The organism is Paraburkholderia unamae (assembly GCF_003096875.1).
In the GTDB taxonomy this organism is placed as follows: Bacteria; Pseudomonadota; Gammaproteobacteria; order Burkholderiales; family Burkholderiaceae; genus Paraburkholderia; species Paraburkholderia unamae.
Genome location: NZ_QEOB01000001.1, coordinates 721,156 through 743,789 on the forward strand (window position 1 = coordinate 721,156; position 22,634 = coordinate 743,789).

The 22,634-nt window shown below is 64.9% G+C and carries 18 protein-coding genes; 15 read left to right on the forward strand and 3 right to left on the reverse strand.

The annotated features are described in order from the left end of the window. The first annotated feature begins 83 nt into the window (after nucleotides 1-83). Both tkt and gap read left to right on the forward strand, forming a co-directional pair. Nucleotides 84-2,126 (forward strand): transketolase, encoded by a 2,043-nt coding sequence (gene tkt / locus C7402_RS03230; protein ID WP_116609581.1) that lies wholly within the window; start codon nucleotides 84-86, stop codon nucleotides 2,124-2,126. A 147-nt stretch (nucleotides 2,127-2,273) separates the two neighbouring features. Beyond that, nucleotides 2,274-3,284 (forward strand): type I glyceraldehyde-3-phosphate dehydrogenase, encoded by a 1,011-nt coding sequence (gap, locus tag C7402_RS03235; protein WP_112171964.1) that lies wholly within the window; start codon nucleotides 2,274-2,276, stop codon nucleotides 3,282-3,284. 56 nt (nucleotides 3,285-3,340) lie between these two features. On the opposite strand, the gene C7402_RS03240 is transcribed toward gap, so the two are convergent. Then, nucleotides 3,341-4,066: a FadR/GntR family transcriptional regulator gene (locus tag C7402_RS03240; protein WP_116609582.1), complete on the reverse strand. Its 726-nt coding sequence runs from the start codon at nucleotides 4,064-4,066 to the stop codon at nucleotides 3,341-3,343. A gap of 262 nt (nucleotides 4,067-4,328) precedes the next feature. Between C7402_RS03240 and C7402_RS03245 the strand changes: the two genes are divergently transcribed. From C7402_RS03245 to C7402_RS03255, 3 genes are all read left to right on the forward strand, one after another. Next, on the forward strand, nucleotides 4,329-5,672 hold the full coding sequence (locus C7402_RS03245; RefSeq protein ID WP_116609583.1) for a C4-dicarboxylate transporter DctA: 1,344 nt from the start codon (nucleotides 4,329-4,331) through the stop codon (nucleotides 5,670-5,672). A gap of 64 nt (nucleotides 5,673-5,736) precedes the next feature. Further along, nucleotides 5,737-6,756: an allantoicase gene (alc, locus tag C7402_RS03250; RefSeq protein WP_116609678.1), complete on the forward strand. Its 1,020-nt coding sequence runs from the start codon at nucleotides 5,737-5,739 to the stop codon at nucleotides 6,754-6,756. A gap of 13 nt (nucleotides 6,757-6,769) precedes the next feature. Next, nucleotides 6,770-7,282 (forward strand): ureidoglycolate lyase, encoded by a 513-nt coding sequence (locus tag C7402_RS03255; protein ID WP_116609584.1) that lies wholly within the window; start codon nucleotides 6,770-6,772, stop codon nucleotides 7,280-7,282. A gap of 126 nt (nucleotides 7,283-7,408) precedes the next feature. Here the strand turns inward: C7402_RS03255 and fur are convergent, their stop codons facing one another. Then, nucleotides 7,409-7,837, reverse strand: coding sequence for a ferric iron uptake transcriptional regulator (gene fur / locus C7402_RS03260; protein ID WP_065065157.1), 429 nt, complete (start codon nucleotides 7,835-7,837; stop codon nucleotides 7,409-7,411). Between the two features lie 136 nt (nucleotides 7,838-7,973). On the opposite strand from fur, the gene C7402_RS03265 reads away from it, so the two are divergent. The 9 genes from C7402_RS03265 to C7402_RS03305 all read left to right on the forward strand — a co-directional run bounded on the left by C7402_RS03265 (nucleotide 7,974) and on the right by C7402_RS03305 (nucleotide 17,714). Further along, nucleotides 7,974-8,909 (forward strand): outer membrane protein assembly factor BamE, encoded by a 936-nt coding sequence (locus C7402_RS03265; RefSeq protein ID WP_112171960.1) that lies wholly within the window; start codon nucleotides 7,974-7,976, stop codon nucleotides 8,907-8,909. 171 nt (nucleotides 8,910-9,080) lie between these two features. Continuing rightward, nucleotides 9,081-9,878: a 4-hydroxy-tetrahydrodipicolinate reductase gene (dapB, locus tag C7402_RS03270; RefSeq protein ID WP_112171959.1), complete on the forward strand. Its 798-nt coding sequence runs from the start codon at nucleotides 9,081-9,083 to the stop codon at nucleotides 9,876-9,878. A 53-nt stretch (nucleotides 9,879-9,931) separates the two neighbouring features. Continuing rightward, a complete protein-coding gene (locus tag C7402_RS03275) occupies nucleotides 9,932-10,660 on the forward strand; it encodes a MotA/TolQ/ExbB proton channel family protein (protein WP_112171958.1) in 729 nt (242 codons plus the stop codon). A 12-nt stretch (nucleotides 10,661-10,672) separates the two neighbouring features. After that, nucleotides 10,673-11,104, forward strand: a complete 432-nt coding sequence (locus C7402_RS03280) for an ExbD/TolR family protein (protein ID WP_112171957.1) — start codon at nucleotides 10,673-10,675, stop codon at nucleotides 11,102-11,104. Nucleotides 11,105-11,258: 154 nt separating this feature from the next. After that, nucleotides 11,259-13,853, forward strand: a complete 2,595-nt coding sequence (gene leuS, locus C7402_RS03285; protein ID WP_116609585.1) for a leucine--tRNA ligase — start codon at nucleotides 11,259-11,261, stop codon at nucleotides 13,851-13,853. A gap of 97 nt (nucleotides 13,854-13,950) precedes the next feature. Beyond that, the gene (locus tag C7402_RS03290) at nucleotides 13,951-14,514 is read left to right on the forward strand and encodes an LPS-assembly lipoprotein LptE (protein WP_116609586.1); all 564 of its coding nucleotides are present in this window, start codon (nucleotides 13,951-13,953) and stop codon (nucleotides 14,512-14,514) included. 41 nt (nucleotides 14,515-14,555) lie between these two features. Beyond that, entirely contained in the window at nucleotides 14,556-15,758 is a 1,203-nt protein-coding gene (holA, locus tag C7402_RS03295; protein ID WP_116609587.1) for a DNA polymerase III subunit delta, read from the forward strand. A 187-nt stretch (nucleotides 15,759-15,945) separates the two neighbouring features. Next, nucleotides 15,946-17,217, forward strand: coding sequence for a glutamate-5-semialdehyde dehydrogenase (locus C7402_RS03300; RefSeq protein ID WP_116609588.1), 1,272 nt, complete (start codon nucleotides 15,946-15,948; stop codon nucleotides 17,215-17,217). A 74-nt stretch (nucleotides 17,218-17,291) separates the two neighbouring features. Then, nucleotides 17,292-17,714: a CopD family protein gene (locus C7402_RS03305; RefSeq protein WP_112171952.1), complete on the forward strand. Its 423-nt coding sequence runs from the start codon at nucleotides 17,292-17,294 to the stop codon at nucleotides 17,712-17,714. Nucleotides 17,715-17,744: 30 nt separating this feature from the next. Here the strand turns inward: C7402_RS03305 and C7402_RS03310 are convergent, their stop codons facing one another. Beyond that, the gene (locus C7402_RS03310) at nucleotides 17,745-18,197 is read right to left on the reverse strand and encodes a nuclear transport factor 2 family protein (protein WP_165841766.1); all 453 of its coding nucleotides are present in this window, start codon (nucleotides 18,195-18,197) and stop codon (nucleotides 17,745-17,747) included. A gap of 1,164 nt (nucleotides 18,198-19,361) precedes the next feature. On the opposite strand from C7402_RS03310, the gene C7402_RS46720 reads away from it, so the two are divergent. Then, a partial coding sequence (locus tag C7402_RS46720) for a beta strand repeat-containing protein (protein ID WP_279635533.1) occupies nucleotides 19,362-22,634 on the forward strand: 3,273 nt, incomplete at its 3' end.

Below are 22,634 nucleotides of genomic sequence, written 5' to 3' on the forward strand. Positions count from 1 at the left end.
CTTCGGACCCCCGCGCTGCTGTGTGCGCCCGCGCTTCGTGACGTGGCCGCCCACGCCGCTTTTTGCACACTTCCGGACTCGACATGACGACCTCGTCCTCCGCCTCCCCCGCTACCACCCAGCTGATGGCCAACGCGATCCGCGCGCTGTCCATGGACGCCGTTCAGCAAGCGAACTCCGGTCACCCCGGCATGCCCATGGGCATGGCCGAGATCGCCGTCGCACTGTGGTCGCGCCATCTGCGCCATAACCCGACGAACCCGCACTGGAACGACCGTGACCGTTTCGTGCTGTCGAACGGCCACGGCTCGATGCTGCTGTACTCGCTGCTGCACCTGACCGGCTACGACCTGCCGATGGCGGAGCTCAAGAACTTCCGTCAACTGCACTCGAAAACGCCGGGCCACCCGGAATTCGGCATCACGCCGGGCGTCGAGACGACCACGGGCCCGCTCGGCCAGGGTCTGGCGAACTCGGTCGGCATGGCGCTGGCTGAAGCCTTGCTCGCGGCGGAGTTCAACAAGGCCGACGCGAAGATCGTCGATCACCACACCTATGTGTTCCTCGGCGACGGCTGCCTGATGGAAGGCATCTCGCACGAAGCCTGCTCGCTCGCCGGCACGCTCAAGCTGAACAAGCTGATCGCGCTGTACGACGACAACGGCATCTCGATCGACGGCGACGTGGTCAACTGGTTCCACGACGACACGCCCAAGCGCTTCGAAGCCTACGGCTGGAACGTGATCCCGCATGTGAACGGTCACGACGTGGACGCAGTGGACGCCGCCATCAAGCAGGCGAAGGCTTCGGACAAGCCCACGCTGATCTGCTGCAAGACGCAGATCGGTCACGGCGCACCGAGCAAGGCGGGCGGTCACGACGTGCACGGCTCGCCGCTCGGCGCCGAAGAAATCGCCAAATGGCGCGAAGCGGTGGGCTGGACGTGGGAGCCGTTCACGCTGCCGCAGGAAGTCTACGCAGACTGGGACGCCAAGGCTGCCGGCGCGAAGTTCGAAGCCACGTGGAACGAACAATTCGCCGCCTACAAGTCGAAGTACCCGACCGAAGCCGCCGAATTCGAGCGCCGCATGGCCCACCAGCTGCCCGCCGACTGGGCGCAGAAGGCTGCCGCCATCGTCGCCGGCGCCGATTCGCGCAAGGAAACGGTCGCGACCCGCAAGGCTTCGCAGCAGGCCATCGAAGGCCTCGCCGCCGCACTGCCCGAACTGCTCGGCGGCTCGGCCGACCTGACCGGCTCGAACCTCACGAACTGGAAGGCCTCGAAGGCCGTGCGCGCCGCCAAGGCGGGCGAAACCGGTATCCAGTGGGGCAACCACATCAACTACGGCGTGCGCGAGTTCGGCATGAGCGCGGCGCTCAACGGCCTGAACCTGCACGGCGGCTACAAGGCGTTCGGCGGCACGTTCCTCACGTTCTCGGACTACAGCCGCAACGCGCTGCGCGTGGCCGCGCTGATGAAGTGCCCGTCGATCTTCGTGTTCACGCACGACTCGATCGGCCTCGGCGAAGACGGCCCGACGCACCAGTCGATCGAACAGGTCGCGAGCCTGCGCCTGATTCCGAACATGACGCTCTGGCGCCCGGCCGACACCGTGGAAACCGCGGTGGCCTGGACCGAGTCGATCACGCATCACGGCCCGTCGAGCCTCATTTTCAGCCGCCAGAACCTTCAGTTCAACGAGCGCACCGACGCGCAGATCGCGAACATCGCCAAGGGCGGTTACGTGCTCAAGGACTGGAACGACGACATCCCGAGCCGCAAGATCATCCTGATCGCCACGGGTTCTGAAGTCGAACTGGCCATGAAGGCCGTCGAAGCGCTCCAGCGCGAAGGCATCGGCGCCCGCGTGGTGTCCATGCCGTCCACGAACGTGTACGACAAGCAGGACGTTGAATACAAGGAGCGCGTGCTGCCCAAGGGCGTGCGCCGCGTCGCGATCGAAGCCGGTGTGACCGACTTCTGGCGCAAGTACGTGGGCCTCGAAGGCGGCGTGGTCGGCATCGACACGTTCGGCGAATCGGCCCCGGCTGGCGTGCTGTTCAAGCACTTCGGCTTCACGGTCGATCATGTCGTGGCGACGGCCAAGGCCGCACTCGACAACTAAGCATGCGTAACGGGCCCGCCTGATCGGCAAGATCTGGCGGGCCCGCTGCCTTGAGCGCCCGCTCGAATTCCGCTCGAGCCGCCCCAGCCAGGCGTCGGCGCCAGTGCAGCACCGGTACAGAATTTTTCAGCCCTCAGGAGATAAACCATGACCATTCGCGTCGCTATCAACGGCTACGGCCGCATCGGCCGTAACACGCTTCGCGCGCTCTACGAGAACGGCAAGAAGCACGACATCCAGATCGTTGCGATCAACGACCTGGGTGACGCGAAGACCAACGCGCATCTGACGCAATACGACACCGCGCACGGCAAGTTCCCGGGCGAAGTGAAGGTGGACGGCGACTACCTCGTCGTCAACGGCGACCGTATCCGCGTGCTGGCCAACCGCAACCCGGCCGAACTGCCGTGGGGCGAGCTGGGCGTCGACATCGTGTTCGAGTGCACGGGCTTCTTCACGACCAAGGAAAAGGCCAGCGCCCACCTGAAGGGCGGCGCGAAGAAGGTCATCATCTCGGCGCCGGGCGGCAAGGACGTCGACGCAACGATCGTCTACGGCGTGAACCACGACGTGCTGAAGGCGACGGACACGGTCATCTCGAACGCATCGTGCACGACCAACTGCCTGGCACCGCTCGTCAAGCCGCTGAACGACAAGATCGGCCTCGAAACCGGCCTGATGACGACGATCCACGCGTACACGAACGACCAGGTCCTGACCGACGTGTACCACGAAGACCTGCGCCGCGCGCGCTCGGCCACGCACAGCCAGATCCCGACGAAGACGGGTGCAGCATCGGCTGTCGGCCTCGTGCTGCCGGAACTGAACGGCAAGCTGGACGGCTACGCCATTCGCGTCCCGACCATCAACGTGTCGATCGTCGACCTGTCGTTCATCGCCAAGCGCGACACGACGGTCGAAGAAGTCAACGCGATCATGAAGGAAGCTTCGGAAGGCGCGCTCAAGGGCATCCTGGGCTACAACGAAGCACCGCTGGTGTCGATCGACTTCAACCACAACCCGGCATCGTCGACGTTCGACGCCACGCTCACGAAGGTCTCGGGCCGTCTCGTGAAGGTGTCGAGCTGGTACGACAACGAGTGGGGCTTCTCGAACCGCATGCTGGACACGGCGGTGGCTTTCGCGAACGCGAAGTAAGCACGCTTTACACGCTGGATGAAAAAACCGCCCCTCGGGGCGGTTTTTTTTCGTCCTTATCTTTCGATGGCGCTTTGGGGCGCGGCGGCGAACGCGGGCGGCGTCGGGAAGTACACGCCCGCGCGCTGCGCCGCATTGGCAATGTGCGCCTCGATCGCCTCACCGGCTGCCGTCGAGTCGCGCGCCTTGAGCGCCGCCACGATCAGGCCGTGCTCGCGATGCGTGGAGAGCACGCGCTCGCGCCGGTAGAACGGCATGCGCTGGCTTTCCTTCATGATGTCGGCGCTGCTGCGCAGGATCGACTCGATCGCCGCGTTGCCCGCGAGATTCACGATGCGCATGTGGAATTCGAAGTCGAGCTGCGCCGCTTCGTCGAGTTCGTCGCAGGCGAGGGCGCTGTGCAGCGCCTCGGTGTTCTGTTCGAGCCATGCGACGTCGGCGTCGCCGATCGCCAGCGCCGCCATGCGCGCGGCGAAGCCTTCGAGCGCGTAGCGCATCTGGTAGGTGTCGGGCAGCGACGACTGATCGGCAAAGCGCCACGGGTGCGCGTTCGTCGCCTGCGCGCTCGTCACGTACACGCCCTTGCCCGCGCGGATCGACAGCATGCCGAGCGCTTCGAGCGTGGAGAGCGCCTCGCGCAGCGACGCGCGGCTGATCGCCAGTTCCTCCGAAAGCTGCCGCTGCGCGGGCAGCAGGCTGCCGACCGGGTACAAGCCGCCTTCGATCCGTTCGCGGATCGTGGCGATGGCGGCGTCGGTAACGGTGTGCGGAACGGTTTTCATCGGTTGGCGCGCTTGGCTCGCGTGGTCTGACCGGTATTGTAGTCCTGCGCGGCGCACCCGCATGGTGCATCGCATCAACGGCCATGTGCCGCTGCATCAAGCGTTGCGCTCCGGCCCGCAAACTGGTCAGACCGCGCAAGGGTAAACACCGCGCTCCCCGACCTTGACTCCAGTATATCGGCTTCCTACTATCCGCCATAACAGTGCTGGTCAGACCAGTCAGAACAGTTGCTAGCTCCCCCTCGCTCAGTAGGAGAAAGTCGTGACGAAGTTCTTCAATTCGCTGTTTGGCCGCGTAGTGATCGCCCTCGTGCTGGGCATCGTGGTAGGCGCGGTGTTTCCCCATTTCGCCCAGTCGCTGCGGCCGCTCGGCGACGGCTTTCTCAAACTCATCAAGATGGTGATCGGGCCCATTGTGTTTTGCGTGGTGGTGAGCGGCATGGCGCACGCGGGCGATTTGAAGAAGGTGGGGCGCGTCGGCCTGAAGTCGGTGGTCTACTTCGAGGCGATGACGACCGTCGCGCTCGTGATCGGCGCCGTGCTCGCGTATGTCACGCGTCCCGGCGCGGGCATGAACGTGGATCTGCATTCGCTCGACGCGGCGTCGCTCGCGACTTACACCGAGCACGCCAGGAACCTCAAGGACACGGCAGCGTTCCTGCTGAAGATCATCCCCGACACCGCGTTCGATGCCTTCGCGAAGGGCGACATCCTCCAGATCCTCGTGTTCTCGGTGCTGTTCGGCAGCGCGCTCTCGCTGCTCGGGCCGAAGGCGCAGCGCGTGAACAGCCTTATCGACGAACTCTCGCAGGTGTTCTTCCGCGTGATGGGCTTCATCATCAAGCTCGCGCCGCTGGGCGTGCTCGGCGCGATCGCGTTCACGACCGGCACGTACGGCGTCGCCTCGCTCAAGCAGCTCGGCCTGCTCGTGATCGTGTTCTACGCGAGCTGCATCGTGTTTGTCGCCGTCGTGCTCGGCATCGTCATGCGCCTCGCCGGCTTCAACGTGTTCAAGCTGATCCGCTACCTGCGCGAGGAGCTTTCCATCGTGCTCGGCACCGCCTCCTCGGACGCCGTGCTGCCGCAAATCATGCGCAAGCTCGAATTCATGGGCGTGAAGGACTCCACCGTGGGCCTCGTGATTCCGACCGGCTACTCGTTCAACCTCGACGGCTTTTCGATCTACCTGACGCTTGCGGTGATCTTCATCGCGCAGGCCACGAACACGCCGCTTTCCGTGCACGACCTCATTGTCGTGGTGCTCGTCTCGCTCATCACCTCCAAGGGCGCGCACGGCATTCCCGGCTCGGCCATCGTGATTCTCGCCGCCACGCTCTCCGCCATTCCCGCGATTCCGGTGCTCGGCCTCGTGCTGATCCTGCCGGTGGATTGGTTCGTCGGCATCGCCCGCGCGCTCACGAACCTGATCGGCAACTGCGTCGCGACGGTGGTCGTGGCGGTGTGGGAGCACGACATCGACAAGGTGCGCGCCCGGCGCGTGCTGAATCTCGACGAAGGCTTCCTCTACGTGCCCGCAGGCGAGAGCGACGCAGACGACGCGCATGCCGGCGACGCCGCGCTCGGCGGCAAGCCTGCGCACGCCTGAACCCAGGCGCTGGCGCGCCGCTTTCCTTCGACTCACTGAACAACTCCAGCGAAACGACACCATCATGGCCATTCCGACACTCGACCCCAACGCTCCCGCCTTCACGCGCCGCTACATGAATCTCGCCGACCCGCGCCTGGGCGCTCGCGCCCTGCATGCGAGCGACGAGTTCTTCGCGCCGAAGGAGCGCATGCTCGACCCGCAACCCGCGGTGTTCATCCCCGGCAAGTACGACGACCACGGCAAGTGGATGGACGGCTGGGAAACGCGCCGCAAGCGCACGACGGGCCACGACTTCTGCGTGGTGCGGCTCGCGCGCCCCGGCGTGATTTACGGCGTGGACCTCGACACGAGCCATTTCACGGGCAACTTCCCGCCGGCCGCCTCGATCGAGGCGTGCTACGCGCCGGCGGCCGACGACGAAGCGCCGGGCGACAACGCCGACTGGCAGACCCTCGTTGCGGCGACGACCTTGCAGGGCAACCAGCATCATTACGTCGAAGTGAGCGATACGCGCGCGTTCACGCATCTGCGCGTGAATCTCTATCCCGATGGCGGTCTGGCGCGCCTGCGCGTGTACGGCCAGCCCAGGCGCGACTGGAGCACGCTTGAGCGCGGCAGTCTGGTCGACCTTGGTGCGATCGAAAACGGCGCGTATCTCGTCGCCGCCAACAACCAGCACTTCGGGCTGGCTTCCACGCTCCTCATGCCGGGCCGCGGCGTGAACATGGGCGACGGCTGGGAAACGCGCCGCCGCCGCGAACCGGGCAACGACTGGGCGATCGTGGCGCTCGCGCGGCCCGGCATCATCCGCAAGATCGAAGTCGACACGGCCCACTTCAAGGGCAACTATCCGGACCGCTGCTCGCTTCAGGCGGCGAGCGTGACGGGCGGCACCGACGACTCGCTCATCACCCAGGCGATGTTCTGGCCGGAGCTGCTCGGCGAGCAGAAGCTCGAAATGGACAAGCAGCATGGGTTCGAAAGCGGGCTTGCCGCACTCGGCCCGGTCACGCACGTACGTTTCAATATCTTCCCGGACGGCGGTGTCTCGCGCCTGCGCCTGTGGGGCGAACCCGTTTGAGCGAGGAGCCGCGATGCAGATCCTGCACATGGAACCCCTGACGCGCGCGGCTTTCGCGCCGTTTGGCGACGTCATCGAGCTCGAAGGCGCGCGCCATTTTCCGATCAACGGCGGCACGACCGAGCGCTTTCACGATCTCGCCGCCATCGACGTGGACGAGGCGGGCGGCCGGCCCATCGTGAACGTGTTTCGCGCCCAGCCGCGCGCGTGGCCCGTCGAGATCGCGATGATGGAGCGGCATCCGCTCGGCAGCCAGGCGTTCGTGCCGCTCGGCGACGTGGGCTACGCGGTGGTGGTCGCGCCGGCGGGCGCGTTCGATCCGGCGCACCTGCGGGCGTTCTGGGCCGGGCGCGGGCAGGGCGTCAACTACGCCAAAGGCGTCTGGCATCACCCGCTACTCGCCTTCGACCGGGTGAGCGACTTCGTGGTGATCGATCGTGGCGGCGCGCAGCCGAACTGCGACGAGATCACGCTCGCCGCGCCGTGGCGCCTCGCGCGCGCCCACGAGCCGCTTGCCCTCGCCTGAGGGCCCGCCGGGGTTTTTCGAATTTCTTTCTCAAAATTCGACGCGCTTCGACGTGTTTCGACGCGCCAAACGAAAACGCCACGGCAACCCTGCCGTGGCGTTTTCCCTTCTGGGGCCTGCGACCGCTCAGTGCTTGCGGTGCGGGCAGTTTTCCTTCGTGCACGCGCCGTAGAGGGCGAGTGCGTGCTCCTGGAGCTTGAAGCCGCGCTCGTTGGCGATCATCTGCTGGCGCTTTTCGATTTCGGGGTCGAAAAATTCCTCCACAATGCCGCAGTCGAGGCACACGAGGTGGTCGTGGTGGCTGCCTTCGTTGAGCTCGAACACAGCTTTGCCCGACTCGAAGTTGCTGCGCGTGAGCAGTCCCGCCTGCTCGAACTGCGTGAGAACCCGGTAAACCGTGGCGAGGCCGATGTCGAGCTCCTCGTTCAGCAGGTTGCGATAGACGTCTTCGGCGGTCAGGTGACGCACCGGGCTATGCTGAAAAATCTCCAGGATCTTGAGGCGAGGCAGCGTCGCCTTGAGGCCGATGTTCTTGAGATCGGTTGGATTGGTCATGACGATAAGTCCCTGGAGTACAATGCTAGGTTCTTATGTTAATGCGTTTTTGCCGTTCCGGGCATTTTCGGCAGAACTTCAAACGAACTTCTACAGAATACGCGCGGCTTCGCGAAAAGCCCGCACGGTGAGGGAAATGATTCCAGAATTCACAACGATCGGCCGGCGCATGAACGGCGGCCGCCTGGCGTGCACCCTGCTGGCTGCGGCCGCGTTCGCGGCGCTCGCCGGTTGTTCCACTTACGACAGCCTGACGCAACGGGTCGCCCAGAGCATCACGCCTTACCGCATCACCATCGTGCAAGGCAATTTCGTCTCGGCGGAAGCCGCGGCGCAAATGAAGGTGGGCATGTCGCGGGCCGAGGTCAAGCAACTGCTCGGCACGCCGCTGCTCACCGACATGTTCCACGCGAACCGCTGGGACTACGTCTTCTACTTCAAGCGCGGCTCGACGGCGGTGGTCCAGCAGCGTGACTTTGTCGTGATGTTCGAAGGCGATCGCGTCGCGAGCTGGTCGGGCGGCGAAGACCTGCCCTCGAACCTCGAACTGCTCGCCGAAATCGACGGCGACCGCAGCGGCAAGAAGAAGGCCGCTGCCGCTGCACCGGCTTCGGGCGCTTCGGCTCCCGTGGCCGCAGCCGCCGGCGCGCCGGACACCGGCACGAGCGCGACGGGCCCGAGCGTGCCCGACACCGCGCGCACGCCGACGTCGGAACTCGGCACAGCCACCAACGCCCTGCCGCAGGACGCCAACGCGCAGGCCGCCGCCGCCGCCAACCGCGCGACGGAAGCCGTGCAAACGCCGTCGGGCTTTACGCCCTCGGTGCGCGCGGGCAATCCGCAGTCGTCGGCGCTGCCGCAGAACGTCGGCACGATGCCGTCGCAGGTCCAGTTGCATCGTCAGCCGGCGCCGCAAATCCAGGGCGTGCCGCCGAGCAACCCGGTCGGCCCGGCCGCCGGCGCGCAAGGCACGGGCGACACCAACACGGCGCCTTCCGGCCCCGCGCGCGATTCGTCGCTCGCGGCGCCGCCCACGGTGCCGGCTTCGGGCGCCGCGGCCCCGAGCAACTAATCGGCAACCGCACGGTACCGACCCGGCTGGCAGCAGCCGTTGCACAATCAGGGCGTGGTGCGCGCGGCGCGCCACGCATCCAGCCGGCGGCCGGGTGTCACTACCGGCCGCCGCGTTCATTTGGCGGCGGCGCTGCGTAGTGCCGCTGGCGACACCTTGGCAGGAAGACTCATGAAAATCGCAATCGCCGGTGCATCGGGCCGCATGGGCCGCATGCTGATCGAAACCGTCCTCAATTCTCCCGATGTCACGCTTTCGGGCGCGCTCGTGCGCAAGGGTTCGGCCGCCATCGGCCAGGACGCGGGCGCGTTCCTCGGCAAGAACACCGGCGTGCGCATCACCGACGACATCGAGCAGGTTTTCGCGCAAAGCGACTGCCTGATCGACTTCACGCGCCCCGAGGGCACGCTCGCGCACCTCGAGGCGGCGCAGCGCCACGGCGTGAAAATGGTGATCGGCACGACCGGCTTCGACGCCCAGCAAAAGGCGCAGCTTGGCGCGGCCGCGCAAAAGGTCGGCGTCGTGTTCGCGGCGAACATGAGCGTGGGCGTGAACGTCACGCTCAAGCTGCTCGAATACGCGGCGCGCTTTTTCGAGACCGGCTATGACATCGAGATCATCGAGGCGCACCATCGCCACAAGGTCGACGCCCCCTCGGGCACCGCGCTTGCGATGGGCGAAGCCGTGGCGCGCGCGCTCGGCCGCGACCTCGACGAATGCGCCGTGTACGGCCGCGAAGGCGTGACGGGCGAGCGCGACCCCTCGACGATCGGGTTTTCGGCGATTCGCGGCGGCGACATCGTCGGCGATCATACGGTGCTGTTCGCGGGCATTGGCGAGCGCATCGAGATCACGCACAAGTCCTCGAGCCGCCTTTCGTACGCGCAAGGCAGCGTGCGCGCCGCGCGCTTTCTGCAAGACAAGGCCAACGGCCTGTACGATATGCAGGACGTGCTCGGCCTGCGCTGAGCGTTTCCCTTACCGTCCGGTGCGTGCGCCGGACAGACAGTGAGCGAGGTCCGATGGCGGCGAGTTCCGGGGTCATTCACTATCTGCAAACCGGCGACGCGGTTACCCACGCGGTGGCGTGGGTATTGCTCGCCATGTCCATTGCGAGCTGGTGCTTCCTCATCGTGAAGAGCTGGGTCCTGCTGCGCGCGAAGCGCCAGGGGCCGCGCGCCATCGCCCGTTTCTGGCAGGCGCGAACGCTCGCCGATGGCGTGGCCGCCATGCGCGGCGTCGATCGCGAGCGGGTGTTCCTGCCGCTCGCCCAGGCGGCGCTTGCCGTCGAGGAAGCCGATACGCACGGCGTGATGCTCGCCCGCGTGGACCGCGGCGAGCGCGTGCTGCGGGCGTTGCGCGGCGCGCTTCAGGCGTCGCAGCGGCGGCTCGAATTCGGCCAGGTGCTGCTCGCGTCCGTAGGCAGCACGGCGCCGTTCGTGGGCCTGCTCGGTACCGTCTGGGGCATCTATCACGCGCTCGGCAGCATTGCCGCGAGCGGCCAGGCGATGATCGAGAACGTGGCCGGCCCGGTGGGCGAGGCGCTCATCATGACGGCCTTCGGCCTCGTCGTCGCGATTCCGGCGGTGCTCGCCTATAACATCCTGGGTCGCCTCGTGCGCCAGCTTTGCGACGATCTCGACGGCTTCGCGCACGATCTGCACGCTTACGCCAGTGCGCCGGAAGGCGCGCCGCTGCGGCGCGAAGGCGGGCACGGCGCGCTGCGCGAAGGCGCGCGGGCCGAGTCGTAGGAGGCACCGCGCATGGCATTCGGAGGACTCGAAAAGAAGCGCGACGGGGCGCCGATGTCCGACATCAACATGACGCCGCTCATCGACGTCATGCTCGTGCTGCTTGTCATCTTCATCATCACCGCGCCGCTTTTCACGCACGCGATCCGGCTCGATTTGCCGAAAGTCGAGGCGCAGCCCGCGCAGCAAACGGCGCAAACCGTCACGCTTTCCATCGACGCGGCCGGCAAGCTCTACTGGAACGCCCAGCCCATCACGCTCGACGAACTGCGCGCGCGCTTCACGGCCGCGGGCAAGCAGCCAGAGTCGCAGCAGCCCGAGCTGCAACTGCGCGCCGCGCGCGAGACGCGCTACGACGTGATCGCCCAGGTGATGGGGGCCGCGCAGCAGGCCGGGCTCACGCGCCTTGGCTTCGTGACCGAGCCGCCCGGCGGGGCGCATTGAGTACGCGACTGAGCACGCGCCAGTCAACGGTATAATCAACGTTTCCTTTAAAAACGGGCCCCGCGAAACCGCCGCAACCTGCCGGTATCGTGAACGGCCGGCCCGGTGCATCCGGCACCGAAAGCGCCCGTTTCCAGCGTTCACCATCCACACCATGCTCGAAAAATACGTTCCCTCCGACGTCGAATCCGCCGCGCAAGGCGAATGGCGCGCCACCGACGCTTACCGGACGGCCGAAAAGGCCGACAAGCCCAAGTTCTACTGCGTCTCGATGCTGCCGTATCCGTCGGGCAAGCTGCACATGGGCCACGTGCGGAACTACACGATCAACGACGTGATGTACCGCTACTTGCGCATGAACGGCTACAACACGTTGATGCCGATGGGCTGGGACGCGTTCGGCATGCCGGCCGAGAACGCCGCGATGGCCAACAGCGTGCCCCCGGCGAAGTGGACGTACGACAATATCGAGTACATGAAGGGCCAGATGAACTCGATGGGCCTCGCCATCGACTGGTCGCGTGAAATCGCCACCTGCAAGCCCGACTACTACAAGTGGAACCAGTGGTTCTTCCTGAAGATGCTCGAAAAGGGCATTGCCTACAAGAAGACCGGCACGGTGAACTGGGACCCGGTCGATCAGACCGTGCTCGCCAACGAGCAGGTGATCGACGGGCGCGGCTGGCGCTCGGGCGCGCTCGTGGAAAAGCGCGAAATCCCGATGTACTACCTGCGCATTACGCAATACGCCGACGAACTGCTGAACGACCTCGACGGCCTCGGCTGGCCCGAGCGCGTGAAGATCATGCAGCAGAACTGGATCGGCAAGAGCTTCGGCGTGAACTTCGGCTTCCCGTATGAGCTGGACGGCGAGAAGAAGCTGCTGCGCGTGTTCACCACGCGCGCCGACACGATCATGGGCGTGACCTTCGCGGCGATCGCGGCCGAGCACCCGCTCGCCACGCGTCTCGCGCAGGGCAAGCCGGAACTGCAAGCGTTCATCGACGAATGCAAGCGTGGCGGCGTGGCGGAAGCCGATGTCGCAACGATGGAAAAGAAGGGCGTGCCCACGGGCTTCACCGTCACGCACCCCGTCACGCACGAGCAGGTGCCGGTGTGGATCGGCAACTACGTGCTGATGAGCTATGGCGAAGGCGCCGTGATGGGCGTGCCGGGCCACGACGAGCGCGACTTCGCGTTCGCCCAGAAGTACGACCTGCCGATCAAGCAGGTGATCGCCGTGGAAGGCGAGACGTATTCGCTCGACGGCTGGCAGGAATGGTACGGCGACAAGGAACGCGCGGTATGCGTGAACAGCGGCAAGTACGACGGCCTCGCCTACACGGCGGCCGTTGACGCCGTCGCAGCCGACCTCAAGGCGCTCGACCTCGGCGACAAGCAGGTCACGTGGCGTCTGCGCGACTGGGGCATTTCGCGCCAGCGCTACTGGGGCACGCCGATCCCGATCATCCATTGCCCGAGCTGCGGCGATGTGCCGGTGCCGGAAAAGGATCTGCCGGTCGTGCTGCCGGAAGACCTCGTGCCGGACGGCACGGGCAACCCGCTCGCGAAGTCCGAAGCGTTCCTGAACTGCAAGTGCCCGACCTGCGGCGCCGACGCGAAGCGCGAAACCGACACGATGGACACGTTCGTCGACTCGTCGTGGTACTTCTACCGCTACGCCGCGCCGGACGCGAAGAACATGGTGGACGAGCGCACCGACTACTGGATGCCGATGGACCAGTACATCGGCGGCATCGAGCACGCCATTCTTCACCTCTTGTATTCGCGCTTCTGGGCGAAGGTCTCGCGCGACCTGGGCCTCGTGAAGTTCGGTGAACCGGCGAAGAACCTGCTCACGCAGGGCATGGTGCTCAACGAAACCTTCTACCGCGAAGACGCCGCGGGCAAGAAGACCTGGTACAACCCGGCCGACGTGACCGTCGTGCATGACGACAAGGGCCGCCCGACCGGCGCCACGCTCAATGCCGACGGCCAGTCCGTGGTGCTGGGCGGCATCGAGAAGATGTCGAAGTCGAAGAACAACGGCGTCGACCCGCAGGTGCTGATCGACCAGTACGGCGCGGATACGGCGCGTCTGTTCACGATGTTCGCGGCGCCTCCCGAGCAGCAGCTCGAATGGTCTGGCGCGGGCGTGGAAGGCGCGAGCCGCTTCCTGCGTCGCGTGTGGGCCTTCGGGGTGGCGAACGCCGATGCGATCAAGTCGCGCGCCTCGTTCGACGCCGCCGCGCTCACCGACGTCGAAAAGGCGCTGCGCCGCGAAGTCTATAGCGTGCTCAAGCAGGCCGACTTCGACTATCAGCGCTTGCAGTACAACACCGTCGTTTCGGCGTCGATGAAGATGCTCAACGCCATCGACAGCGCCAAGGGTGCGGGCGCAGGCGTGCAGCGCGAAACGTTCGGCGTGCTGTTGCGCGTGCTGTACCCGGTCGTGCCGCACATCGCGTTCGAACTCTGGAAGGCGCTGGGTTACGGCGACGAATACGGCACGCTGCTCGACGCGCCCTGGCCGAAGGTCGACGAGAAGGCGCTGGAACAGGCTGAAATCGAACTCGTGCTCCAGGTGAACGGCAAGGTGCGCGGCGCGGTGACGGTAGCGAAGGACGCACCGAAGGAAGCGATCGAAGCCGCCGCGCTCGCACACGAGATGTTCGTCAAGTTCGCGGAAGGCCGTGCACCGAAGAAGATTATCGTCGTGCCGGGCCGCCTCGTGAACGTCGTGGTCTAAGCGCAATCAAGGCCATGCTGGCGGCGCTGCGCGCATCTAACGCGCCGCGCCGCTCGAGCCGGCACCGGCGACTCTGTCGCGAACCCAGGGAGTCCATGTGATTCGCAGATCGTTCCTCAGGCTGTTCCCGCTCGTGGCCGGCGGTGCGCTGGTCCTCTCGGCGTGCGGCTTCCAGCTGCGCGGCGAGCATAACTTCGCGTTCAAGCGTCTCGCCGTCGTCGGCGCGCCGCCGTCGTTCAATGGGCGCCTCACGCGCATGGTCGAGGGCGGCAGCGACTCGGTGGTGGTCGAATCGACGGCCAATGCCGACGCCGTGCTGCACGTGACCGAAACGCGCAACTTCAGCACGCTCACGCTCAACTCGTTCGGCTCCGTCGAGGAATACCAGATCAACTACTGGCTGAACTACACGCTGGTGGGCAAGGACGGCACCGTGCTGATCCAGCCGAGCACGATCGCGCTGAACCGCGCCATGACCTATAGCGACCAGTTCTCGACCGCCAAGTCGCAAGAAGCCGAACTGCTGTTCACGGACATGCAAAACGATGCCGTCGACCAGCTCATGCGGCGTCTTGCCGTGCTGAAGACGCTGAACCCGACGCCGGATCAGGTCGTGCCGGGTGTGTCGCCGCGCGCGCCGCTGCCGCCGCCGCCGCTCTGACGCGCGCCGTGTCCACTTCCTGAGCGATCCCCGACCGATTCATGCAACTGCGACCCGACGCACTCGAACCGCACCTCGCAAAAGGCCTGGCCGGCCTGTACGTCGTCTATGGCGACGAGCACCTGCTCGCCCAGGAGGCGTGCGACCGCATCCGCGCGGCCGCACGCGCGGCAGGCTTCACCGACCGCTCGGTGTTCACGGTCGAGCGCGGCTTTGACTGGAGTTCGCTGCTGGGCGCGAGCCAGTCGATGTCGCTGTTCGGCGATCGCCAACTGGTCGAGTTGCGCATTCCCTCGGGCAAGCCCGGCAAGGAAGGCGCGGACGCGCTCAAGACCCTCGCCGCTGCCTCGAATCCCGACGTGCTGATGCTCGTCACGCTGCCGCGGCTCGATGCAGCCACACAGAAGTCCGCGTGGTTCTCGGCGCTGGCCGAAAGCGGCGTCGCGCTGAAGGTCGATCCCGTGGAGCGCGCCGCGTTGCCGAACTGGATCGGCCAGCGTCTTGCGCTGCAAGGCCAGCGCGTGGCGCCCGGCGAGGACGGCCGGCGCGCGCTGCAATTCGTGGCGGAGCGCGTGGAAGGCAACCTGCTGGCGGCGCATCAGGAAATCCAGAAGCTTGGGCTGCTGTATCCGCAAGGCGTGCTGAATTTCGAGCAGATTCACGACGCCGTGCTCAACGTCGCGCGTTATGACGTATTCAAGCTCAACGAAGCGATGCTCACCGGCGACGTGGGCCGCCTCTCCCGCATGCTCGACGGGTTGCGCGGCGAAGGTGAGGCCTCGGTGCTCGTGTTGTGGGCCGTGGTTGAGGAAATCCGCACGCTGCTGCGCATCAAGCGCGGCGTGGCGGCGGGCAAGCCGCTTGCCGTGCTGCTGCGCGAGAACCGTGTGTGGGGGCCGCGCGAGCGGCTCATCGGGCCCGCGCTCTCGCGGCTGACCGAAGCGCCGCTCGAACGCGGTCTCGCGCTCGCCGCGCGCCTCGATCGCCAGGTGAAGGGGCTTTCCGGACAATCGCGCGCCGACTGGCGCAACGCGCTGCCGCCCGATGCCTGGGACGGCCTCTTCGAACTGGCGATGCTGGTGGCCGCGCCCCGCGACGGTGCGACGCAGGCGCGCGCCGCCGGCGGCGCGCGTGGTGCTGCTGCGCCGGGGCGCGCCCAGCCGGCCAGCCCGGCCGCGGCGGCAGCCGCCGCTGCGGCGGCGGCCCGACCACGCACCGCAGGGCCGTCGCGCCGCCCGGGCTGAAGCGTTCGACGCTCGCCCCAACTGGCGCTACGGCACCTGCTTGACGCCCGCTGCGCCTCCCGGGCTTTCCGGCCACGCCCAGCAAACCCAGGCGGCTGGCCTTAAAATCGGCTTGAACCGCATTGAATCGAACCGCTCGCCCGCATCCCGCTGACTGCGACTGGCGCGCCGCACTACAGAAAACACCATGGATATCGACCAGTACATGACCGATCTCGGCCGCCGCGCCCGCAAGGCTTCGCGCGCGATGGCCCGGGCCTCGACGGCCGCGAAGAACGCGGCGCTCGACGCGGTGGCGCAAGCCATCGAGCGCGACGCGCAGCAGCTCAAGGAGGCGAACGCCCGCGATCTCGCGCGCGCGAAGGAGAAGGGCCACGACGCGGCCTTCATCGACCGCCTCACGCTCTCGGACAAGGCGCTGAAGACGATGGTCGAAGGCCTGCGCCAGGTGGCCGCGCTGGCGGACCCGATCGGCGAGATCGGCAACCTCAAGTTCCGCCCGAGCGGCATTCAGGTGGGGCAGATGCGCGTGCCGCTCGGCGTGATCGGCATCATCTACGAGTCGCGGCCGAACGTGACGATCGACGCGGCGGCGCTGTGTCTGAAATCGGGCAACGCCACCATCCTGCGCGGCGGTTCCGAGGCGCTCGAATGCAACACGGCGCTCGCGAAGCTGATCGGTGAAGGGCTCGGGGCGGCGGGCCTGCCGCAAGATGCGGTGCAGGTGGTCGAGACGGCTGACCGCGCGGCGGTGGGCAAGCTCATCACCATGACGGAATTCGTGGACGTGATCGTGCCGCGCGGCGGCAAGAGCCTGATCGAGCGCCTGATGGCCGAGGCGCGCGTGCCGATGATCAAGCACCTGGACGGCATTTGCCACGTGTACGTGGACGACCGCGCCGACCTCGCGAAGGCGCTGACCGTGTGCGACAACGCGAAAACGCATCGCTACGGCACCTGCAACACGATGGAGACGCTGCTCGTCGCGCGCGGCATTGCGCGTGACGTGCTGCCGCCGCTTGGCCGTCTGTATCGCGAAAAGGAAGTGGAACTGCGCGTGGATGCAGCCGCACGCGCGATTCTCGCGGAAGCCGGCGTCGGCCCGCTCGTGGACGCTACCGAAGAAGACTGGCGCACCGAGTACCTCGCGCCCGTGCTGGCGGTGAAGGTGGTCGACACGCTCGACGACGCAGTCGAGCACATCAACCACTACGGCTCGCACCACACCGACGCGATCGTGACCGAAGACCACGACCGCGCCATGCGCTTCCTGCGCGAAGTGGACTCGGCCAGCGTGATGGTGAACGCCTCCACGCGTTTCGCCGACGGCTTCGAGTTCGGCCTCGGCGCCGAGATCGGCATTTCGAACGACAAGCTGCATGCACGCGGCCCGGTTGGCCTGGAAGGGCTGACCTCGCTCAAATACGTGGTGCTGGGCCACGGCGAAGGCCGTCAGTAATCGCGCGGCACTGGCGGCGGCGCGTGTCGCAGCGCGTCGCCTGACTGTTCAATCGCTCACGAAGAAGAAAAAAGATGTCGATGCTTTGGGTCAAGACATTTCACATCGTGCTGATCGCCTCCTGGTTCGCGGGCCTCTTTTACCTGCCGCGCATCTTCGTGAACCTCGCGATGGAAACCGAGCCCGCGGCCGTCAAGCGCCTGCTTATCATGGCGCGCAAGCTCTATCGCTTCATGACGATGATCGCTGTTCCCGCGCTGCTTTGCGGGCTTTGGCTGTGGCTCGTGGTGGGCATCGGGCGGGGGCAGGGCTGGATCCACGCGAAAGTGGCCGTGGTGGTGCTGCTCATCGCGTACCACGCTTACTGCGGACGCCTGCTCAAGACTTTCGAGCGCGGCGAGAACCGGCGCTCGGACAAGTGGTATCGCATGTTCAACGAACTGCCGGTGCTCGGCATGCTCGCTGCGGTGGCGCTTGCCGTCATCAAGCCTTTCTGACGCTCCCTTCCTCACTTCCCCGCGGGCAGATCAAGCGCTGCCCGCTTCCTTGCGGCGCATGCGTGCCGCCGCAACGCGCCAGCCGTCCTCGCGCTTCACGAACACGTCGGTGAAGCGATACTCCACCGCCTTGTAGCCCGCCGCCGGCGTGAACCGGTTGATGCCGGTCACGACCGCGACGTCGTCCAGCACCTGCACGCGCACATCCTCCAGCACCTGTGAACCGCCGGCCGGCAGCGCGGGAGCGGCCAGCAGGTCGTTCTTGTTGCGCCGGACGTTGCCGGGAAATATTTCGATGAACTTATCGTCCAGCAAGTCGTTGAGCACCGGGCGGTCGCCTGCGGATGCGGCTTGGGTCCACTGGTGCTCCAGCAGTTCGAGCTGGAGCTTTTCAGAGATGGGACTGCTCGCGTTCGGCGTGGCCGAAGCATAGGCGGCCGTAGCCAGGACGCTGGCGGCCGCGATGATGAACATGCGTTTCATGGCGTTTCCTTGGGTGTGACGACGAAGCCGTGTGGCTTGCGCAACGGGAAACGAAGGAGGCGCGATTAAAGCGTGGCCGGCGTGTAGGCGCACAACTGGCGCGATGCTGGCGAAGGATGCGTGGCGCTCGGTTGGCCTCGTGTGAGGTGAAATGTATGTCAGCGTTTCCCGACATACAAAGTCTATTCGTCGGATCGAGGCTGTCATATAGGACAAGTCTCAAAGCCGCCAGGGAAGGAAGGTGTTGTTGCGATGCAACGGTGCGGTGGAGGAGAGGAGATGCATCTGCGTCAGGCGAAGCGATGCGTCTCGCGACGGGAGACGTATTGACGTACTAATTCCTAAAAATGAATTGACTCGATCAATTATCCGATTCCCACGATTTTTGACGATTCCTTATAAGGATAACCCTGTATTCGTGTGGGGTTTTATGAATTGTATTGTAATAAATGATGTTTTTAAATGTAGTGGGCGATCACCATAGCTTCTCGAGTTGGAAAAAATCAACCTTACACGCCTGAAAAGTAAAATTAACTTTTTTAGAATTCTGCCAGCCTGTTCTGATCGGCTTGGGACGCCGTGTCAGCGCGATTCACGGCCACGTTTATCCCGTTTCGCAGGATATTTTTGTTTAAGAGTTCTCTTATATTCCTTGTGAATTCAAGCCCATAAAGTCCCAACTGTCACTGCGTACGGACCCCGAAATTCTGTCAGGTTTATCTGAGTTTGTTCTGGGTAAACGTATTTCTGCGCGATTAGTAAGAATTATTAATATCGATCGGCAGGGTGTTGAATGGAAATTGCCGTCGGTTTATGCCACGCATTCAAAACCATGGCGCGGTAAGTCCGTACACCAGTGGGCGACTCGATGGATGTTCCTTTTTTACACGGGGCAACGAATGAACAAGACGTATGGATCGGTAGGGAACGTATCCACAGGAATCTTGCTTGTCGCACGGCAAGGCGATTGTGGCCGCCAAAACGGGAGCGGTTCCAACTGCAATCTCATTGAGCCGGTCCGGCGTGGGTTGCGAGGCGGCACCGGACGCTCCGCAGCAAGACATTCGTAGACGAAAGAGTTCGCGCTGGTTTGAGTGCGGTTTCTGGCGGGATGGCAAGACCCGTCGAATTTTGTGGATCTTGACAAATAATTAAGGATTGCAAATGAATAAGGTGTATCGCTCGGTCTGGAACGAGTCGACGAAAACGTGGGTTGCCGTGCAGGAAAATGCGAGCGGACGTAGCAAGAGCGCAAGCGGCTCTGCGGGTCTGGGCATCGACGCGGTGGTCGGCGCACTCACGCGGACGAATCTCGGCCGCTCGGCCATGGCGCTGGCGGTCATGGGGGCAATTTCTCCTGCCGCATTCGCTGCCCAAGAAGGCGGGACTATTGAGGAGTGCCATGCCGGTGCCACCGACGGTACGTCCATCATTGCGAATATGGGTCTCCAGGCCGTCGGGGATTGCTATGCGGCCGGGGGCGGCTTGTGGATCAACGGCAGTTACCAAAACCGCGCCTATAGTGGGGCCGCAGTTGGAAACCAGACCTACATGTCGTTCAACGCGACTAGCGGAACAGTACTCGTTGGGGCGGGCAACGGCATCTTCCTTGAGAACCAGACCAGCCTGACCGGCAACAAGATCATCGCTCTCGCCAACGGTGCGGTCAATTCCTATAGTCAGGACGCGGTCAACGGTTCGCAGCTCTACGGCTTGGGTAACTCGGTGGCTCAGGCGTTTGGCAGCGGTTCGTCAATGACGAGCACGGGCTCATTCGTGGCGCCGACGTATAAGCTCGGTGGTAACTCGTACAGCAACGCTGGCGATGCATTCACGGCGCTTTACGGCAGCATCACGAACGCCAGCGGCAACATCGACGCGGTGCTGTACGACTCAACGGCGCATAACGCGGTCACGCTCGGCGGCGTTGGGAAATCGCACGTTCCGGTCGCGCTGACCAACGTGGCTGCGGGTGCCGTGAACGCGGGCAGCGTCGATGCCATTAACGGTTCGCAGCTCTATGGGCTCGCTTCGAGCACGGCGAGCGCGCTGGGCGGCTCGACAACCGTGAACGCGAACGGCTCGATCAGCACACCGAGCTTTGTGCTCAAGAACGGGACATACAACAGCGTCGGCAACGCGCTTGCTGCGCTGGACGTGGGCGGCAGCGGCACCGATCCGTTGGCGGTCCACTATGACGGTACTTCGATGACCACGGTGACGCTGGGCGGCGCGGGTTCGACCACGCCGGTGACGGTGTCGAACGTGGCAGCGGGCGTGGCGAACACCGACGCAGTCAACGTGAAGCAAATGCACGACGCCGTCGTGACGGGCAACCCGTACATCGGTGGTTACGGCGGTTCCTGGAACTCGCCTAGCGCTGCAAAGGCTACGGCGACTTACGCGGTGGCGCTGGGTCTCGGCTCGGTGGCAAACGAGCCGAACACGATCTCCGTGGGTAGCAGCACGCTGACGCGTCGCATTACCAATGTGGGGACGGCCAAGAACGATAACGATGCAGTCAATCTCGGCCAGCTCAACGAATTGATGGGTGTGGCTTCGACGGATACTCAGGCGGCGCTCAAGCAGTCCAACAGCCAGATGTTGATGGCCATCCAGAACGTCGACAATCAGCTCCAGTCGGTCAACAAGCAGGTTCAGGCAGTTCAATCGACGGGTTCGACGGTTGGAGCCTCGGCTGGGTCCACGGTCGGCGCGGCTTCGGGTAGTCCGTACTTCCAGGCCAACGGCGCAGGTGACGGCAGCGACAACGCTAACGCTGCGGCGGATTACAGTGTGGCGATTGGTGCGGCGGCCACGGCGACGGGCGCGTTGTCTACCGCAATTGGCGCATCCAGTTCGGCAGCCATGTCCGGCTCAACGGCAATCGGCTCCGGCGCGACCGCAACCGGTCAGCAATCGCTTGCGCTCGGTAGCGCCTTGGCGTCGGCGACCAATTCGCTTGCGTTGGGTAACGGTGCTATCGCCTCGCAAAACAACGCGGTCGCGATGGGTTCCAATGCGCGGGCATATGGTTTGAACTCGCTCGCGTTCGGCAACACTTCGATCGCGAACGCCACGGACTCCATGACGTTCGGGACGATGGCGCAGGTTAGTGCGACGGCCACCAACTCCATCGCGCTCGGTCGCGCGACCAACGTCCTCAGTGGCGTCACGGATTCGGTCGCGCTGGGCTCGAGTTCGGTCGCCGACCGCATGAACTCGATTTCGGTGGGCTCGGCGAACCGGCAGCGCCAGATCACCTACGTGGCAAAGGGTACAGCCAGCACCGACGCGGTGAACGTTAGTCAGTTGACTGATGCGGTTAGTGTATTCGGCTCTGGCGCAACGGTTGGCGCAGATGGTTCGGTCGTGAAGCCGGCCTATGCCATCAGTGGCACGACCTACAACAATGTGGGTGATGCGCTTGCCGCGCTCGGGTCGGCTGTGCAGTATGACGGCACGTCGATGAACTCGGTGACGCTGGGCGGTTCGGGTCACGCGGCAGTCAAGTTGACGAACGTGGCAAACGGCGCGCTGAACGCAACGAGCCTGGACGCGGTGAACGGCCAGCAGCTCAATGCGACGAACACGAATGTGTCGAACCTGGCGGGCAATGTCACGACGATCAACGGCCAGATCACGACCATCAACGGCAAGCTGGCTGACGCGGTGATCTACGACTCGTCGGCGCACAATTCGGTGACGCTGGGCGGTTCGGGCACTTCGCACGCGCCGGTCAAGCTGACGAACGTGGCAAACGCCGGTCTGACCGCGTCGAGCGTTGACGCGGTGAACGGCTCGCAACTCTATGCACTGGGCGCGAAGACCGATGCCTCGGGCAACATCAGCAACGCGTTCGTGGCGTACGACGGCACGTCGATGAACACGGTGACGCTGGGCGGCTCGGGTCACGCGGCAGTCAAGCTGACGAACGTGGCAAACGGCGCGCTGAACGCAACGAGCCTGGACGCGGTGAACGGCCAGCAGCTCAATGCGACGAACACGAATGTGTCGAACCTGGCGGGCAATGTCACGACCATCAACGGCCAGATCACGGCTATCAATGGCAAGCTGGCTGACGCGGTGATGTACGACTCGTCGGCGCACAATTCGGTGACGCTGGGCGGTTCGGGCACTTCGCACGCGCCGGTCAAGCTGACGAACGTGGCAAACGCCGGTCTGACCGCGTCGAGCGTTGACGCGGTGAACGGCTCGCAGCTCTACGCACTGGGCGCGAAGACCGATGCCTCGGGCAACATCAGCAACGCGTTCGTGGCATATGACGACACGTCGATGAACACGGTGACGCTGGGCGGCTCGGGTCACGCGGCAGTCAAGCTGACGAACGTGGCAAACGGCGCGCTGAACGCAACGAGCCTGGACGCGGTGAACGGCCAGCAGCTCAATGCGACGAACACGAATGTGTCGAACCTC

Excerpts from the sequence above, each read along its gene's own strand:
- C7402_RS03240 (WP_116609582.1), bottom strand. The coding sequence starts at position 4,066 with ATGAAAACCGTTCCGCACACCGTTACCGACGCCGCCATCGCCACGATC.
- alc (WP_116609678.1), top strand. The coding sequence starts at position 5,737 with ATGGCCATTCCGACACTCGACCCCAACGCTCCCGCCTTCACGCGCCGC.
- dapB (WP_112171959.1), top strand. The coding sequence starts at position 9,081 with ATGAAAATCGCAATCGCCGGTGCATCGGGCCGCATGGGCCGCATGCTG.
- C7402_RS03310 (WP_165841766.1), bottom strand. The coding sequence starts at position 18,197 with ATGAAACGCATGTTCATCATCGCGGCCGCCAGCGTCCTGGCTACGGCC.
- leuS (WP_116609585.1), top strand. The coding sequence starts at position 11,259 with ATGCTCGAAAAATACGTTCCCTCCGACGTCGAATCCGCCGCGCAAGGC.
- tkt (WP_116609581.1), top strand. The coding sequence starts at position 84 with ATGACGACCTCGTCCTCCGCCTCCCCCGCTACCACCCAGCTGATGGCC.
- C7402_RS03275 (WP_112171958.1), top strand. The coding sequence starts at position 9,932 with ATGGCGGCGAGTTCCGGGGTCATTCACTATCTGCAAACCGGCGACGCG.
- C7402_RS03280 (WP_112171957.1), top strand. The coding sequence starts at position 10,673 with ATGGCATTCGGAGGACTCGAAAAGAAGCGCGACGGGGCGCCGATGTCC.
- holA (WP_116609587.1), top strand. The coding sequence starts at position 14,556 with ATGCAACTGCGACCCGACGCACTCGAACCGCACCTCGCAAAAGGCCTG.
- C7402_RS03255 (WP_116609584.1), top strand. The coding sequence starts at position 6,770 with ATGCAGATCCTGCACATGGAACCCCTGACGCGCGCGGCTTTCGCGCCG.
- C7402_RS03265 (WP_112171960.1), top strand. The coding sequence starts at position 7,974 with ATGATTCCAGAATTCACAACGATCGGCCGGCGCATGAACGGCGGCCGC.
- C7402_RS03305 (WP_112171952.1), top strand. The coding sequence starts at position 17,292 with ATGTCGATGCTTTGGGTCAAGACATTTCACATCGTGCTGATCGCCTCC.
- gap (WP_112171964.1), top strand. The coding sequence starts at position 2,274 with ATGACCATTCGCGTCGCTATCAACGGCTACGGCCGCATCGGCCGTAAC.
- fur (WP_065065157.1), bottom strand. The coding sequence starts at position 7,837 with ATGACCAATCCAACCGATCTCAAGAACATCGGCCTCAAGGCGACGCTG.
- C7402_RS03300 (WP_116609588.1), top strand. The coding sequence starts at position 15,946 with ATGGATATCGACCAGTACATGACCGATCTCGGCCGCCGCGCCCGCAAG.